General features: G+C 54.8%; 7 protein-coding genes. 6 read left to right on the plus strand and 1 reads right to left on the minus strand.

The genetic code is table 11. From position 1 onward, the window contains the following. The first annotated feature begins 5 nt into the window (after positions 1-5). A complete protein-coding gene (locus B157_RS0108625; RefSeq protein ID WP_020602946.1) occupies positions 6-725 on the plus strand; it encodes an SGNH/GDSL hydrolase family protein in 720 nt (239 codons plus the stop codon). Positions 726-774: 49 nt separating this feature from the next. Next, the gene (locus tag B157_RS0108630; protein WP_020602947.1) at positions 775-4,128 is read left to right on the plus strand and encodes a DUF5107 domain-containing protein; all 3,354 of its coding nucleotides are present in this window, start codon (positions 775-777) and stop codon (positions 4,126-4,128) included. Here the strand turns inward: B157_RS0108630 and B157_RS0108635 are convergent. After that, on the minus strand, positions 4,125-5,006 hold the full coding sequence (locus B157_RS0108635; protein ID WP_020602948.1) for a helix-turn-helix domain-containing protein: 882 nt from the start codon (positions 5,004-5,006) through the stop codon (positions 4,125-4,127). The genes B157_RS0108630 and B157_RS0108635 overlap by 4 nt on opposite strands. Before the next feature lie 302 nt (positions 5,007-5,308). Between B157_RS0108635 and B157_RS0108640 the strand changes: the two genes are divergently transcribed. The 4 genes from B157_RS0108640 (at position 5,309) to B157_RS0108665 (ending at position 16,657) form a co-directional block, all read left to right on the plus strand. After that, positions 5,309-8,368 carry a SusC/RagA family TonB-linked outer membrane protein gene (locus B157_RS0108640; protein WP_020602949.1) on the plus strand — a complete coding sequence of 1,020 codons (3,060 nt, stop codon included), beginning with the start codon at positions 5,309-5,311 and terminating at the stop codon, positions 8,366-8,368. Between the two features lie 30 nt (positions 8,369-8,398). Then, a complete protein-coding gene (locus B157_RS0108645; RefSeq protein WP_020602950.1) occupies positions 8,399-9,967 on the plus strand; it encodes a RagB/SusD family nutrient uptake outer membrane protein in 1,569 nt (522 codons plus the stop codon). A gap of 292 nt (positions 9,968-10,259) precedes the next feature. Further along, a complete protein-coding gene (locus B157_RS34795; RefSeq protein ID WP_020602952.1) occupies positions 10,260-13,622 on the plus strand; it encodes a VCBS repeat-containing protein in 3,363 nt (1,120 codons plus the stop codon). Positions 13,623-13,891: 269 nt separating this feature from the next. After that, on the plus strand, positions 13,892-16,657 hold the full coding sequence (locus B157_RS0108665) for a DUF1553 domain-containing protein (RefSeq protein WP_020602954.1): 2,766 nt from the start codon (positions 13,892-13,894) through the stop codon (positions 16,655-16,657). Position 16,658 lies beyond the last annotated feature (1 nt).

Genomic DNA, 16,658 nt, shown 5'->3' on the forward strand with positions numbered 1-16,658 from the left:
TACTCATGAAACGACCCACCCAGTTCGCGGCCGTATTCGCCCTTTTTACTTTGCTGACGGCTTCCCGCCCGGCTCCATTCGATGTGGCTGACCCGGCCACTTTTTTGACGGACATCAAGACGGAACTGACAAAAGAATGGCCAAAAAACCGGTCGATTACGCTGCTGTTTCACGGGCACAGCGTTCCGGCGGGGTATTTCAAAACGCCGGTGGTCAACACGCTCGGTGCGTATCCGAATCAGTTGCTGAAACGCCTGAAAGAACGGTATCCCTACGCGGTCATTAACATACTGGTAACAGCCATCGGGGGCGAAAACTCCGAACAGGGAGCTGCCCGCTTTCAGACCGATGTACTGCCCCACAAACCCGACGTACTGTTCATCGACTACGCCCTCAACGACCGGCGAATCGGCCTGGAGAAAGCCAGAAAGTCGTGGCAGACGATGATTGAACAGGCGCAGCGGGCGGGTATTAAAGTCATTCTGCTCACGCCCACGCCCGATTTGAACGTAGACATGAACAATCTAGACAATAAACTAAATCAGCACGCCAACCAGATTCGGCAACTAGCGTCTATCTACCAGACGGGCCTGGCTGACAGCTATCAGGTCTTCGATGCCAAACGGCAACAGGGCGATACCCTAAGCCGGTACATGGCGCAGGGCAACCACCCCAACGAGGCCGGGCATTCGCTGATTGTGGACGAATTGATCAAGTGGTTTTAGGGAATCATTTTATCTGATACATACCATCACCTTTTTTTATCAGTACGCTATGTTACAAGAAGTTCGTGTCTGGGAAGAACCCGTAATTATCCCCACCTACGGCGTAGGAAAGCCCGAAAAGAACCCGATGTTTCTCGAAAAACGGGTGTATCAGGGGAGCAGTGGCGTGGTGTATCCCAACGCAGTTATTGAGAAAATAAACGACCATAAGGAAGATAAGACCTACCAGGCGGTTTATCTGGAAAACGAGTACCTCAAAATCATGATTCTGCCCCAGTTGGGCGGGCGGGTTCAGATGGCGTTCGACAAGGTTAAAAATCGTCATTTCGTCTATTATAATCAGGTCATCAAACCCGCCCTCGTGGGACTGACCGGCCCCTGGATTTCGGGTGGTATCGAGTTCAACTGGCCGCAGCACCACCGTCCCAGCACCTTTGAGGCCGTCGATTTTACGACGGAAGCACACGCCGATGGGTCCAAAACGGTGTGGGTAAGCGAAGTGGAGCGGATGTTTGGAACAAAAGGCATGGCCGGCTTCCGGCTTCACCCCGGCAAAGCGTACCTCGAAATTCAGGGGGTCCTCTACAACCGGACCGACGTGCCGCAGACGTTTCTGTGGTGGAGCAACCCGGCCCTGAAGGTGAACGACCACTACCAGTCGGTATTTCCGCCCGACGTTCACGCCGTTTTCGACCACGGTCGCCGGGATGTTTCGTCGTTTCCCATTGCCAAAGGCACGTACTACAAAGTGGATTATTCGCCGGGGACCGATATTTCGCGCTACAAAAATATCCCCGTACCCACGTCATACATGGCGGTCGAGTCGAAATACGATTTCGTGGGTGGGTACGAGCACGACACGCGCGGGGGATTGCTGCACGTGGCAAGTCATCACGTATCGCCGGGCAAAAAACAGTGGACCTGGGGCAACGGCGAATTCGGCTTCGCCTGGGACCGTAACCTGACCGATGAAGACGGACCATACGTGGAGTTGATGACGGGGGTGTTTACCGACAATCAGCCCGATTTTTCGTGGATTATGCCCAATGAAGAACGCACATTCGTACAGTACTTCATGCCCTACAGCGAGATTGGCATCGTCAAAAACGCTACGAAAGAAGCGGCTGTCAATCTGGAGTTTGCAGAAAAAGAAATTCAGATAAGCATCTATACAACAGCCGCTTATCCGGAAGCTATGGTTCGGTTAACAGATGCAGAGCAGGTCGTTTTTGAGCAGCGCGTTGACCTGTCGCCGGCAGCACCGTTTCTGCACAGCATAGCGGCAACGGTCAGTAAACAAACCGCTATACGGGTCAGTGTGACCAGTGCCGACGGCCTTGAACTGGTGGCCTACCAGCCCGACGACAGTCCGGTTGAACCGGCCATTCCGGAACCGGCCATCGCGGCCAAAGCCCCGGCCGAGGTCGAGAACAATGAGCAACTATTCCTGACCGGGCACCACATCGAGCAGTACCGCCACGCCACGTATTCGGCAACGGATTACTACGAAGAAGCCCTGCGCCGGGACCCGAAAGACAGCCGCTGCAACAACGCACTGGGGCTGTGGTACTACAAACGCGGGCAATTTACCAAAGCCGAACCGTATTTCCGGGCGGCCATTCAGACGCTGACAGCCCGCAACCCGAACCCCTACGACAGCGAAGCGTACTACAATCTTGGCCTGTGCCTGACCAAACTGACCCGGTACGACGACGCCTTCGACGCGTTCTTCAAAGCCACCTGGAATGCCGCCTGGCAGGATACCAGCTTTCTGGAACTGGCCCGCATCGCCACCCGCCGGAAAAACTATCAGCAGGCACTGGAGCTGGTCGAAAAGTCACTGGTACGTAATGGACACGGGCATTCGGCCCGGCACCTGAACGTGGCCCTGCTGCGCAAAACGGGCAAGATAGCCGAGGCCCAGCGGCTCATTGATGATACGCTGGCCATCGACAAATTTCATTTCGGCTGCCTGTTCGAGCGGGTGCTGCTGGAAGGCGCTGCTGGTCAATCGGTTGAACCACAATCCCGGCCGGCACTGAACGGCCTCATGCGGCAGTACGTCCACAACTACCTGGAATACGCCCTCGATTATGGCCGGGGCGGACTGTACGACGAAGCGGCTCAGTTGCTCATGGAACTGGTTAACTCCCAACCCGCTGTGTACCCGATTGTCTATTATTGCCTGGCCTATTTCTACGACCAACTGGGGCAAACCGACCGGAGTGCGACCTACCTCAAAAAAGCGACGGAAGCCAGCCCGGACTTTGTGTTCCCCAACCGGCTCGACGAACTGATTATCCTGCAATGGGCCACTACGCAGACCGGATACAACCACGCCCGCACGCGCCATTACCTCGGTAACTTCTGGTACGGCAACCGGCAATACCCGGAGGCCATCGACGCCTGGGAGCAGTCGGCCAAACTGGACGACACCTTCCCCACGGTGTTCCGTAACCTGTCACTGGCGTATCAGAACAAGGTACAGCGGCCGGATGATGCACTTCGGATGCTGGAACGCGCCTTCGCGCTCGACACCACCGATGCGCGGGTGCTGATGGAGCTGGACCAGCTGTACAAAAAACGAAACCACGCCCCCGCTGACCGGCTGGCTTTACTGGAAAAACACGGTACTGCCACCGAACAGCGGGATGATCTGTACCTCGAACGCATCACGCTGCACAACCAGTTGGGCCACTACCAGACCGCCCGGCAATTACTGGCCGCCCGGCAGTTTCACCCGTGGGAAGGGGGCGAAGGCAAAGTTGTCGGTCAGTATCTGATCAGCCACATCGAACTGGCCAAACAGGCGCTTCAAACTGAGAACCCGACGGAGGCACTCGACCTGCTGACCGCTGCCGAAACCTATCCCTTTAACCTGGGCGAGGGCAAACTATACGGCGTGCAGGAGAATGACATTTTCTACCTGAAAGGGCTGGCCCACGAAGCGTTGGGCGATACGGCTGCGGCAATCGCGCAGTACGAACGGGCCACGTCGGGCCTGGACGCGCCCGTACAGGCCATTTTCTATAACGACCAGCAACCCGACAAGCTATTTTATCAGGGTTTGGCCTGGAAAAAACTACACGACGGCGAACGGGCCGAACGGCTATTTGCGAAGCTGATTCAATACGGGGAAACGCACCTGAACGACGAAATCAAACTCGACTATTTCGCCGTGTCGCTGCCCGATATGCTGGTCTTCGATACAGACCTCAACGAGCGCAACCGGATTCACTGTTACTACCTGATGGCTATCGGCAACCTAGGTTTGGGCAACGACCATACCCCTCAGGCCATCACCTATTTTGATAACGTGCTGACGCTGAATATCAACCATCAGGGAGCCATCATCCACCGCAACCTGGTCGATTTTCTACTCACGCAGGAAGTGTCGGGTTAGACCTTCCGCAGCTTCCGAAAATCGCGGGGGGGAACGCCCATGACATTGGCGAAGACCCGGCTGAAGTGATACGGGTCGCTGTAGCCAATCTGGTAAGCTACTTCTTTGATGCGTATCTGGGTGTTTTCGAGAAGCCGACAGGCTTCCTGAATTTTCAGGAACGTGAAAAAATTGATGGGCGCACTCTGCACTTTCTCCCGAAAAACCGCCGAATAATGAGACGCTGACATACCCGCTATCTCCGCCAGTTCTTCCAGTTTGAGCGACTGACTGAGGTTTTGTTTCATATAGGTGATAGTCTGACTAATGGGGTCGTCCTCTACCGGGTTTATCGCATTCGGCGTGTACACGGCATTGTTGAACGTAGCCAGGAAGCGGGCCAGGCTGGTGTTGGCATAGACGATGCTGTCCATGTTGTACGACATCTCAACGTGCGACAGGATATCGTCGAACAGGGCAAAGCGCTCGGGCTGGGGTGATACGGTTAAGGGCGATGGGTCGCTATCCTGGTGTAGAAACGTCAGAAAATGATGGGCCTGCGCCCCCGTGAAGTGCAGCCAGTAGATGGTCCAGGGGTTGATATCATCCGTTCCGTATCGGTGCGCCACGTTGGCAGGTAATACAAATGCCTGATTGGGTCTGACCGTATATTTCCGATCATTCAGATGATACCACCCTTCGCCCTTGACGCAGTAAATCAGTATATATTGCGGGCTGCCTTTGCGCCGTTCCCGGGCATGAAGGGTTGCATGAGGATAATAGCCAATATCGGTGATATAAAGATTATCGCACAGGGGGTGCGTAGCAATCTGTCGCATTAGTTCCGTCGGCAGTACGCAACTGCGCTGCCCGGCAAAGCCCTCTTTCTTACTTAGCATGCCATAGCTTTATCTATGTATCCGGGTTGGTACTGTTTGTCACGATTGTCTAAAAAAAACGGAAATTATGGATTTCTACCCATACAAGGGCGTTTAACTGCGTACGTCCAGCCTATTAATCATTTTTTAATAATATTATCCATTATTATCAAAATTCCCTCCATTGAATAAGTGAAGCAGGTCGTTCAACTTTGTAAAAAATAGTCTTCACCCTTTAAAACTTTGTATTTTATCAGTATTGAAAAGTTTCCTTATTTTCATTTTCTCTTAATCCTATCATATTAACTAACTCTCCAACCGATATGCGAAACGCTTTACGATGCCTGCAACTTCTCTGTTTGCTGGCCATTTCAACCCTCACCGCCCTCGCCCAGACCCCTATTTCGGGACGGGTAACCGGTGAGCAGAACGAAGGAATTCCCGGCGTAACGGTGTCTATAAAAGGCTCCACCCGCGGAACAACGACGGATGCCACAGGAACCTTTAAACTCAACGCATCCAGTAACGAAACGCTGGTATTCAGCTATGTAGGCTACACCAGTCAGGAAGCACTGGTGGGTAATAAAACAGAGTTCTCCATCAAACTCGCCCCCGACACCCGGAGCCTGGAGGAGATTGTGGTGGTAGGGTACGGTACCGTTAAGAAGAGTGATTTGACCGGGTCTGTATCGACCATCAAAGCGGAAGCCATCAAAGAAATGCCGGTAGTTTCTGTCGATCAGGCCATTCAGGCGCGGGCTGCGGGCGTACAGGTAACGCAGAGTTCGGCCGCACCGGGCGGGGGAATATCCATCCGGGTGCGCGGGGCCAACTCCATCAACAGCGGCAGCGAGCCGCTTTACGTTATCGACGGATTTCCGCTCTATCCCGACAATGGCGCTATCGGCACCGGGGGCAACCGGCAGCCAACGAACGCAATGGCTACCATCAACCCCAATGAAATTGAAAGTATCGAAATTCTAAAAGATGCCTCGGCTACCTCTATTTACGGCTCGCGGGGCGCGAATGGCGTGGTACTCATTACCACCAAACGCGGTAAGGAAGGCCAGAGCCGGGTCGATTACGAAGGGTCCTATTCCACGCAAACCATCGCCCGCAATATCGACGTGCTGAACGGTGGCGACTACGCCCGTTACCTGAATATTCTGGAGAAAAGTCAGGGCGGCAACCCGCGCTTTACCGATACCCAAATCAATCAGATTGGACAGGGGACCAACTGGATGGACGTTATTTCGGGCACGGGTAGCCTGTCTAACCACCAGCTTTCGTTTACGGGTGGCAATAAGTCCATGCGCTACGCCGTGGTGGGTAACTACGTGGAGAACAAGGGCGTAATTACCAATACGTTCTTTAAACGGTACGGCTTCCGGCTCAACCTCGATAATGATTTCCTGAATGGCCGGGCTACGCTGAGCAATAGCTGGTCGTATAACCGGACGGGCAACAGCAATGTACCCACCGACCGGGGCGGTCCGGGGGGTATCATCATCACAGCCCTCGGCCTCGACCCAACCGTGCCGGTCTACAACTCGAACGGAAATTACAATTACCCCAGCTACGACCAGCGATTCACGATCAACCCCTTAGCCGAAGCGCAGCAGGGCTACGACCGCGATAACCTCAACCGTCTGTTCGGTACCACCGCCGTCACGTTTAATATTATTGACGGGCTTAAATTCCGGACCAGCATCGGGGCCGATGTGCTGAGTGCCGAACGGACTACGTTCTACAACAGCTATACTTACCTCGGCCGGCAGTACGACCGGCAACTGGAGAAAGCAGACCGGAACGTAACCAGCCTGCTGAACGAGAACATTCTGAGCTACAACAAACAGCTCGCGCCAGGCCATACCATCGACGCAACGCTGGGCTACACCTACCAGAAAGAAAGCAACCTGTACAATTCGGTGGCTACGCGGGGGTTACCCTCCGACGATGCCCTGTCGGTGAACCTGCAAAACGGCAGCAAGCCGCAGATTCCATTTTCGGGTCGGCAGGACTGGACGCTACAATCCATGCTGGGCCGGGTAAACTACAACCTCAATGACCGGTATTTGCTCACGTTCACCTTCCGGCGCGATGGGTCGTCCAAATTCGGGCCAAACAATAAGTGGGCTACCTTCCCATCCGGGGCTATTGGCTGGCGCGTGGTCAACGAGAACTTCTTTCAGAGTTCAGGACTGGGCAAGGTGTTCAACGATTTCAAGTTCCGGGCCAGCTACGGCCTGACGGGTAACTCGCAGATTCCGGTGTACCGGTCGGTGGGTGGTCTGGTACCGTACAACTACGTGCTTGGCGGCAACCTGGTAGCGGGCTACGGCCCCGACCGGATTGCGAATCCCGACCTTAAATGGGAAAGCACCGCCATGCTGGACCTAGGCCTTGACCTGGCCCTGCTGAACAACCGGCTCTCGATGACCTTCGATGTATTCAGCAACAAGACCAGCGATTTGCTGCTCGACGTGTCAATTCCGCAGAGTACCGGCTTCAGCACCATCCTGCTCAATTCCGGTTCACTGACCAATAAAGGCGTTGAGTTTTCGACCAATTACAAAGTAATCAGCAACAAGGCACTGACCTGGGATGTGAGCGGTAACATTTCGGTACTGCGGAATGAAATCACCAGCCTGGGACAGAGCACGCCCTTCTTCGCCAACAGCACGAGCGGTCACCTCGGCGTTTTCGGTAGCTGGGTAGAAGCGGGCAACCCCATCGGCGTCTGGAAAGGCTACAAGTACACGGGCCTGTTCCAGACCGACGAAGAAGCGAAAACCTTCGCGGCCCGTGCAGGCTACCCGAAGTATGAAGATGTGAACGGTGATGGTAAGTACACCTCCGACGATTACCAGATTATTGGCAACCCGAACCCGAAATTTACGTGGGGCCTGAATTCCAGCGTGAAGTTCAGTAACTTCGATTTCACGATTTTCTTCCGGGGCGTTCAGGGCAATCAGGTGCGTAACCTGCAGCAGTCCGAAATGGGCGATGGTGTTCAGAAAATCAACCAGATTGCCAACATCCTGACCGATTCATGGACGCCCACCAACACGGGCGCCAGCCGCCCCGTTATTGATGGTCGCCGGGACTTTATCTCCTTTCGCCGGTCGTCATTCTTCATTCAGGATGGTTCGTTTGTCCGGCTGCAAAACGTAGTGCTGGGCTATACCATACCCCTCAAGACGAAGTTCATTCGTAACGCCCGCGTCTACGCCAGTGGTCAGAACCTGTTCCTGATCACGAAGTACAAAGGCTTCGACCCGGAGGTAAATAACCAGGGACAGAACAACCTGAACCGGGGCGACGACTACGATGCGTACCCCCGCGCCCGGATGCTGACATTCGGTGTAAATCTTGGCTTATAATCCTCAGAACTTCCTAAGACAACATATAGCATGAAAATCAACCTATCTCCCCGAATCACGTACCCGCTGCTGGTGGCCCTGATGGCCGCCGGTGCCGGTTGTTCGGACCTCAAAGAAAATCCGGATTTCATCAACCCTGACACGTTCTACAAATCGGCGACGGAACTCCAGTTGGGGGTCAACGGCGTATACGACGACCTAAACTCCGGCTTCTCCGGCTACTTCTACGACCGCTACGTGTTCGAGTGCCTCACGGGCGATCAGATTGGCTGGGAAAAAGGGCCGTTGCAGTACAACCTCGGCAACGTCAGTTCGGCAGATGAGTACATTGAAGCATACTGGTCTATCAGCTACCGGTCCATCAACCGGGCCAACGCCGTAATCGAAACCGCCGACGCCATGAAAGACGCCACGAACGATGCGCTGGTGAAGCGACTGAAAGGGGAAGCGCAATTTCTGCGGGCGTTCTACTACTACGGCCTGCTGAGTTATTTCGATAGCCCGCCCCTCACCACCAAATCGACCAAAGGCATCAGCGAACTGCCATCCAACACGGGCGGTAAACGGGCGGTAATCGACCAGATTTATGCCGATGCCAAAGCCGCTGCCGATGTACTTCCTGCATCTTATACCGGTGCCGATGTGGGCCGGGCCACAAAATGGGCCGCCAAAACGATTCTGATGAAGGCCCAGTTATGGGACGAGAAATGGGCCGATGCCAAAACAACGGCCGATGACATCATCACCAACAGTGGCGTTCAGTTGTTCGATAACTTTGCTTATAACTTCGACCTGGCGCACGAAAACCAGGGCGAGCGGTTGTTTGAAGCGCAAATATCAGCATCCGCCAACGCTAACGAATACAATGTTCATTCGGCCCACTTTAACCCCGAAGACTACCCCAGCGATTTGGGCGGAGCGGGCTGGAGCTGGCTGAGTGCTACGCAGGAGTTCCGGGCGTCATACGATGCGAAGGACAAACGGATTGACGGTACCTTTATCGAGACCTACCCTACGGGCCGGTTCGGCAAAGTGGATGGTGCCTACCCAATGGTGAAATGGAGTCCAAAAGCGGATTTTAACCTGTCGCGTTTCGGCGGTATCGTCAAGTCGGATGCCAACCCCCGCGACCCGGCGCAAATGATTTTCGGTAAAGCCTGGTCAAATAAATTGGTGGAACTGGGCACTAACTGGACCAACACCGAGAAGAATACCATCTACCTGCGTTTGGCTGATGTGCTGCTGGGCCATTCCGAAGCGTGCAATGAAAGCGGCCAGGGTGACAAGTTTATGGGTATCAACAAAGTACGTGCCCGCGCTGGCCTGACAGCCCTGAGCGGTTTGAGTCAATCGGCCCTGCGCGATGCCATTATTCAGGAGCGCGAACAGGAGTTCGTATTTGAGCAGGTAATGTACCCGGAGTTGCGCCGGAAGAGTAAATTCGGGGCAACGCCGGATTATCTGGGCAACCACATCAACCATTACATCACTAAATATAACGCGGGCCGGACGCTAAAGGCGCGGGACTATGTACTGCCGCTGCCACTAAAGGAAATGCAGGGGAATACTAATGTTACCCAGAACAAAGAGTGGCAGTAAGCAAATTGAATCAAAAAAAGGGGCTTGAGAAAGCCCTTTTTTTGATTCAAAACCCGGCTCCGTTGGCTAAAGCCGAACGGCAACCAATAAAAAGCCCCCAAGGACTGGATAAATTGAGCTCCACCGGGGCTTTTAGTCCATTGCTGTTGGGCTTATTGAGTTGAACAAAGTAACCGCCGACCAACAATCGCCTTTTCGCCCCTGCTGATCTGGTCGCAATCCGGCGGTTATTTACGTCAAATCAATTGGCCGACGGTGAGAAAGCATAAAAGGCAATACGACAATTCCTCCTATGAAGTACGTAACAGCGGTATGGTTTATTTGTAGTCTGATGGCCTGTTCGCACACATCAGACACGCTGTTTACGACACTTTCCCCAGCTGAATCGGGCGTTGATTTTCAGAATACCATCGCCGAAAACGACACCGTCAACCTCGTCGATTACTACTACGTCTACAACGGTGGGGGTGTGGCCGTAGGTGACATTAATAATGACGATTTGCCCGATTTGTACTTCACCGGCAATCAGGTGGGCGACCGGTTGTATCTGAACATTACGAAGCCCGGTTCGGAGCATCCCCAATTTAAAGACATCACCCAAACGTCGGGCATCCGCAAAGCGGGCTGGTCGACAGGGGTAACGATGGCGGATGTCAACGCCGACGGGCTGCTGGACATTTACGTCTGCAAATCAGGCAATTACCCCGGAAATCGCCGAAAAAATCAACTGTACATCAACAAAGGCAGTGCAGCAGGAGAGTCACCTCATTTTGCCGAACAGGCCGACCAGTACGGCCTTGCCGATACGACCTACACCAATCAGGCGGCTTTTCTGGACTATGACCACGATGGCGACCTCGACGTTTATCTACTCACGAGTACCAACCTGATTCGTAACCCCAATCAGGTAACGCCCGTCATTGCCGACGGCTCCGGACTAGCTAGCGACAAGCTATTTCGCAACGACTCCGATGCCAGCGGCCCGCACTTCACCGACGTAACGAAAGCCGCCGGGATTCTACACGATGGCATGGGGTTGGGCCTGACGGTAGCCGATTTCAATCAGGATGGCTGGGACGATATTTACGTGGCGAATGATTTTCTGGCGAATGATTTCCTGTACCTCAACAACCGCAGTACCCGCCCTGGCGAATCGGCGTTCAGCGAAGTCGGCAAGACCTATTTCAAGCACCACAGTCAGTTTTCCATGGGCTGCGATGCCGCCGACATCAACAACGACGGACTGACGGACCTCGTGGTGGCCGATATGCTCCCGGCCGATAACGAGCAACGCAAGAAAATGGCGGGACCGGCTAACTATCAGCAGTTTGAATCCATTACCAGGCAAGGGTATCACCCGCAGTTTATGCGGAATATGCTCCAGGTAAACGGGGGCAAAGCACCCGACGGGCGCATGGTCTTTTCCGAAATCGGGCAGTTGGCGGGTGTGTCGGCTACCGACTGGAGCTGGTCGCCGTTGCTCGCCGACCTGGACAATGACGGGTGGCGCGATTTGTTCATCACCAACGGCTACCTCCGCGACATTACCGACCTGGACTTTGTATCGTTCAACAACAACGTGGCGCAGGAAGGAAGTCGCACCCCGGACGAGGTTAACCGGTATCTAAGGCAGGGAGCCACTAAAATGCCCAGTATCAACAAGCCAAACCGCTTCTTCCGCAATCGGCACGATTTGACCTTCGACGACGTTACGGCAAGCTGGTTCGGGACGGAGTCATCCCTCTCCAACGGGGCCTCCTATGCCGACCTCGACCGCGATGGTGACCTTGATCTGGTCGTCAACAATATCAACCAACCCGCCTTCATTCTCCAGAATAACACCGCCAACACGCATTACGTCCAGCTAAAACTACGGGGACCGGCACAAAACCTCTTCGGGCTGGGAGCCGACGTAACGGTGTACAGCCGGGGGCTGACGCAAACGTACCATCAGGCCGTTACGCGGGGCTACCAGTCGTCGGGCGATTACATTATTCACGTCGGGCTGGGATCGGCCAGTCAACTTGACTCGGTGCGGGTGGTTTGGCCCGATGGTAAAGCGCAGACGCTAACCAACCCACCCATCAACCAACTTCTTACCCTGGAACATGGGCAGGCCCGCACGATACCGGCGCGGCCCCAGCCAGCACCATCCACCCTGCTCACGGACGTAACGGAAGCTTCCGGCCTGAATTTTACGCATCAGGAAGAGCCGTATTTAGACTATAACCAGGAGCCCCTGCTGCCCCATAAACTCTCCCAACAGGGGCCGAAACTAACCGCCGGTGATGTTAATGGCGACGGACTCGAAGACCTGTTTGTGGGTGGCTCGTTCCGGCATTATGGCAAACTGCTGCTCCAGACGTCGGCGGGGCGGTTTATCGAGAAAGCCTACACCGATGAGTCGCAGCCGAAAGATGAAGAAGACGTGGGCGCGTTGCTGTTCGATGCAGATGGCGATGGCGATAAGGACCTCTACATCGTGAGTGGCTCCAACGAGTATTACGACGGCTCGGTCTATTACCAGGACCGGCTCTACCTCAACAACGGCAGCGGCACCTTCACCAACGCCACGGACCACCTGCCCCCCATCCGGCACAGTGGCTCATGCATCGTAGCGGCTGATATTGACCACGATGGCGACCTCGATTTATTCCGGGGGGGGCGGCTGCGGGCGTTGCAGTACCCGCTGTCCGGCGAAAGCAGTTTGCTCATCAACGAAGGCGGGCGGTTTCGGGAAGCTACCGATGCGCTGGCGCCCGGCCTGAAGTCGGCCGGTATGGTGACGGATGCTATCTGGGCCGACATTGACCGGGATTCGTGGCCGGACCTGATTGTGGTGGGTGAGATGATGCCGATAACCATTTTCAGGAACAACAAAGGACATCTGGAGCATCTGGAAAGCCAGTCGCTGGCGGGATCGGACGGGTTCTGGAACTGCATCCGGGCGGGTGACTTCGACAACGACGGCGACCCTGATTTCGTGCTGGGAAACCTCGGCCTGAACAGTCGCTACCGGGTTTCGCCCACACAGCCCATGCGCGTCTACGCCGGAGATTTCGACGGTAACGGGCGGCTGGATGCCATCTCGACCTATTACTTGCAGGACCAGGAATACCCTATCGCATCCCGCGATGAGTTGGGACGGCAGTGGCCGGGCATCAAAAAGCAGTTCACGAGCTACGCGCTCTACGCCAAAGCCAGGCTCACGGACTTACTGTCGCCGGAGCAGCAAAAAGCCAGTACCAGGCTGCGGGCCTGCGTGCAGCAAAGTATCCTGCTCGAAAACACGGGAAACGGCACGTTCCGGCTGAAGCCTTTACCGATGCTGGCACAGTGGGCACCCATTCAGGATTTTCTGGTCGATGATATTGACCGGGACGGTAATCTGGATGTGCTGGCCGTTGGCAACGCCTACGATACTGAGTCGATAGCCGGGCAGTACGACGCCATGACGGGGCTACTGCTACGGGGCGACGGACGCGGAAAATTCCAGCCATTGCTTTTCTCCAAAAGTGGTTTTCTGGCCGATGGTGATTGTAAAAGTATTGTCCGATTGACCAGTAAAGCCCAGCCGATCTATGTGGTATCAGCGAATAAAGCACCCTTACGGGTGTTCCAGTCTCAAAATCAAAAATCAACAGCATTGCCCTAGTTTTTAATTGTAGGTTGGTTACAAAAAGGCTGTCGGGTGGTTCCTGGCAGCTTTTTTTCTATGTTCATCCTGACCAAAGCGTATCCACACCACTCGACCAGTCACCCTTTTTCACCCGGCGTAATTAATGAAATAGACAGGCCGATGGCCAGAAAATAAGGTACTATAGCCCTCATAACCATAATAATGTCCATTAAAAGCGAAATTTGCTCCATTCCGGTTAGGACTATAATGGCTTAAATTTGTGCTGAGTCAATATCTCTCAGCGTATGTACCTAAAATCGTTCGTCTTTATTGGAATAGGAATTGGGGGGGCATTACTGCTATCCTCCTTCTTTGGCCTGTTTGGGGAGCGGGTCGATTTCAATACACAGGTTAAGCCACTCCTGAATAAAAACTGCATTGCCTGCCACGGCGGGGTCAAGAAAGCGGGGGGCTTTTCGGTGCTGTTCCGGCACGAAGCCGTTGCCCCCACCAAGTCGGGCAAACCCGCCATCATTCCCGGTGATGCCGATGCCAGCGAAATGATTCGCCGGCTCACGCTGGAGGACCACACCGAACGGATGCCGCTTGAAGCTGCCCCCCTCAAACCGGACGATATTGCCCTGCTTCGGAAATGGATCGACCAGGGGGCCGACTGGGGCGACCACTGGGCCTATACGCGCATCGAGAAACCCGACGTACCCGCCATTGGCACGTTCTGGAGCCGGTTAGGCCTACGTAACAACGCCGAACTGGACTGGGCTAAGAATGATATCGACCATTTTACGCTTCAGAAAATGAAGGAGCAATCTCTGCTGCCTTCCCCCCAAGCCGACCGGGCTACCCTGCTCCGGCGCGTCTCCCTCGACCTCACGGGCCTACCCCCAACGGAGCAGGAAGTAGCTGATTTCAGCAACGACAAATCATCCGGCGCGTACGAAAAAGTAGTGGACCGCCTGCTGGCCTCACCTGCCTACGGGGAACGCTGGACCGCCCTCTGGCTCGACCTGGCCCGGTACGCCGACTCGAAAGGCTACGAGAAAGATACCGAACGAAAAATATGGCGGTACCGCGACTGGGTCATCAACGCCTTCAATCAGGATAAGCCGTACGACCAGTTTGTGGTAGAGCAACTGGCAGGTGATTTACTCCCGAACCGGACGGATGCGCAGCTAATTGCTACCGGTTTTCACCGCAATACCATGACTAATGATGAGGGTGGTACGCAGGATGAAGAGTTTCGCACGGCAGCCGTTATCGACCGGGTCAGCACGACCTGGGATGTATTTCAGGGCACCACATTTGCCTGTGTGCAGTGTCACAGCCACCCGTATGATCCGTTCACGCATGAGGAGTACTACAAATATTTAGCTTTCTTCAACAACACGCGCGACGAAGATGTGCAGTCGGACACTCCGACGCTCCGATTCTTTAAAGACCAGGATTCTGTTCGGGTGGCGGAGTTAAAAACATGGCTTATCGCCCAAAAGACGCAACCGGAACAGGTACAGGACTGGGTCAACTTCGTCCGGCTTACCGAGCCTAAAATTAACTCGCACGATTTCGATCAGTACGTGAATGCATCACTACTGGATGCCAAGAACTTTGGGGTGCAGGACGGTGGCTCGGCCCGGATAAAAACCGTTAACCTGACCGGCATCAACCGGCTCGTCATAGCTATTGGCACAAAGGCGGAGAAAGCTGTACTGACGGTTCATCAGGATAGCCCGACCGGCCCTTCCCTGCTGACGATACCCGTAATCAATACGGGAGGGAAAGATACGGTGATGGTGTATGCCCTGCCCCAGGTTACCGGCAAACATGCTCTCTACCTGACGCTGGCCAGCCCGAAGCAACTGAAAGAGTGGGTGGTTATAAAATGGGTGTCGTTTCGCCCCGCCCTGCCGGGCACATCGGCTACGACGCTGAGCGATATGGACGCGAAACTCCAGGCCATTTTAAACGCCAAACCGGAATCGACTCCCGTACTGGTAGAAGCTACCGGCGATATGGCCCGAAAGACGCATATTTTCGAGCGGGGTAACTGGCTGGTGAAAGGCAGGCAGGTGCAGCCGGACGTACCGAAATCATTGCCGCCCCTGCCTACCGATTCGACCGGAAAGCCGGTACCCCGCAACCGCCTGGGTCTTGCCAAATGGATGGTGCAACGCGACCATCCTTTAACGGCGCGGGTGGCGGTCAACCGATTCTGGGAACAGCTTTTCGGTACGGGGCTGGTGGAAACGGTGGAAGATATGGGCACGCAGGGTATTCAACCCACCCACCGTGAATTGCTGGACTACCTGGCGGCTGAGTTCATGGACACCGACCACTGGTCGATGAAACGCCTGCTGAAACGCATCGTAACCTCTGCCACGTATCGTCAGCAATCGGTAGCTTCCCCCGAATTGATCGCCGAAGACCCGTTCAACACCTGGCTGGCGCGGGGGCCCCGCGTTCGGCTAACGGCTGAGCAGGTACGCGATCAGGCTCTCGCGGTGAGTGGCCTGCTGAGTCACAAACGACTTGGCCCCAGCGTAAAGCCCATACAGCCGGAGGGCATCTGGCAATCGCCCTACAACGGCGAAAGCTGGCAACTGAGCGAGGGAGAAGACCAGTATCGCCGGGCCATTTACACCTACTGGAAGCGCACGGCCCCCTACCCGTCCATGACCACCTTCGACAGCCCCAGCCGGGAGTTCTGTCAGGTCCGGCGCATCCGGACCAACACGCCGTTGCAGGCGCTGGTTACGCTGAACGACCCGGTATTTATCGAATCGGCTCAATCACTGGCAACACTGATGCAGCAGCGCGGCAAAACCCCGGAACAGCAAATAAAAGCTGGCTTTCGTCAGGTTACCCAGCGGGATGCGTCTCCGCAGAAAATGGCGGTGCTGCTAAAATTATACCAGCAGTCGGCAACGTATTATGAACAGCATCCGGCCGATACCCAAACGTTTCTGGGTGGTGCCAATGCCACGCCACAGGTAGCCGCGCTGACCGTTACGGCCAATACACTGCTCAACCTGGACGAGACTATTACGAAAGAATAAG

Origin of the sequence: Spirosoma spitsbergense DSM 19989 (assembly GCF_000374085.1) — a bacterium.
Lineage (GTDB): Bacteria > Bacteroidota > Bacteroidia > Cytophagales > Spirosomataceae > Spirosoma > Spirosoma spitsbergense.

Coding starts and splice junctions, on each gene's coding strand:
- B157_RS0108625 (WP_020602946.1), top strand. CDS start 6: ATGAAACGACCCACCCAGTTCGCGGCCGTATTCGCCCTTTTTACTTTG.
- B157_RS0108630 (WP_020602947.1), top strand. CDS start 775: ATGTTACAAGAAGTTCGTGTCTGGGAAGAACCCGTAATTATCCCCACC.
- B157_RS0108635 (WP_020602948.1), bottom strand. CDS start 5,006: ATGCTAAGTAAGAAAGAGGGCTTTGCCGGGCAGCGCAGTTGCGTACTG.
- B157_RS0108640 (WP_020602949.1), top strand. CDS start 5,309: ATGCGAAACGCTTTACGATGCCTGCAACTTCTCTGTTTGCTGGCCATT.
- B157_RS0108645 (WP_020602950.1), top strand. CDS start 8,399: ATGAAAATCAACCTATCTCCCCGAATCACGTACCCGCTGCTGGTGGCC.
- B157_RS34795 (WP_020602952.1), top strand. CDS start 10,260: ATGAAGTACGTAACAGCGGTATGGTTTATTTGTAGTCTGATGGCCTGT.
- B157_RS0108665 (WP_020602954.1), top strand. CDS start 13,892: ATGTACCTAAAATCGTTCGTCTTTATTGGAATAGGAATTGGGGGGGCA.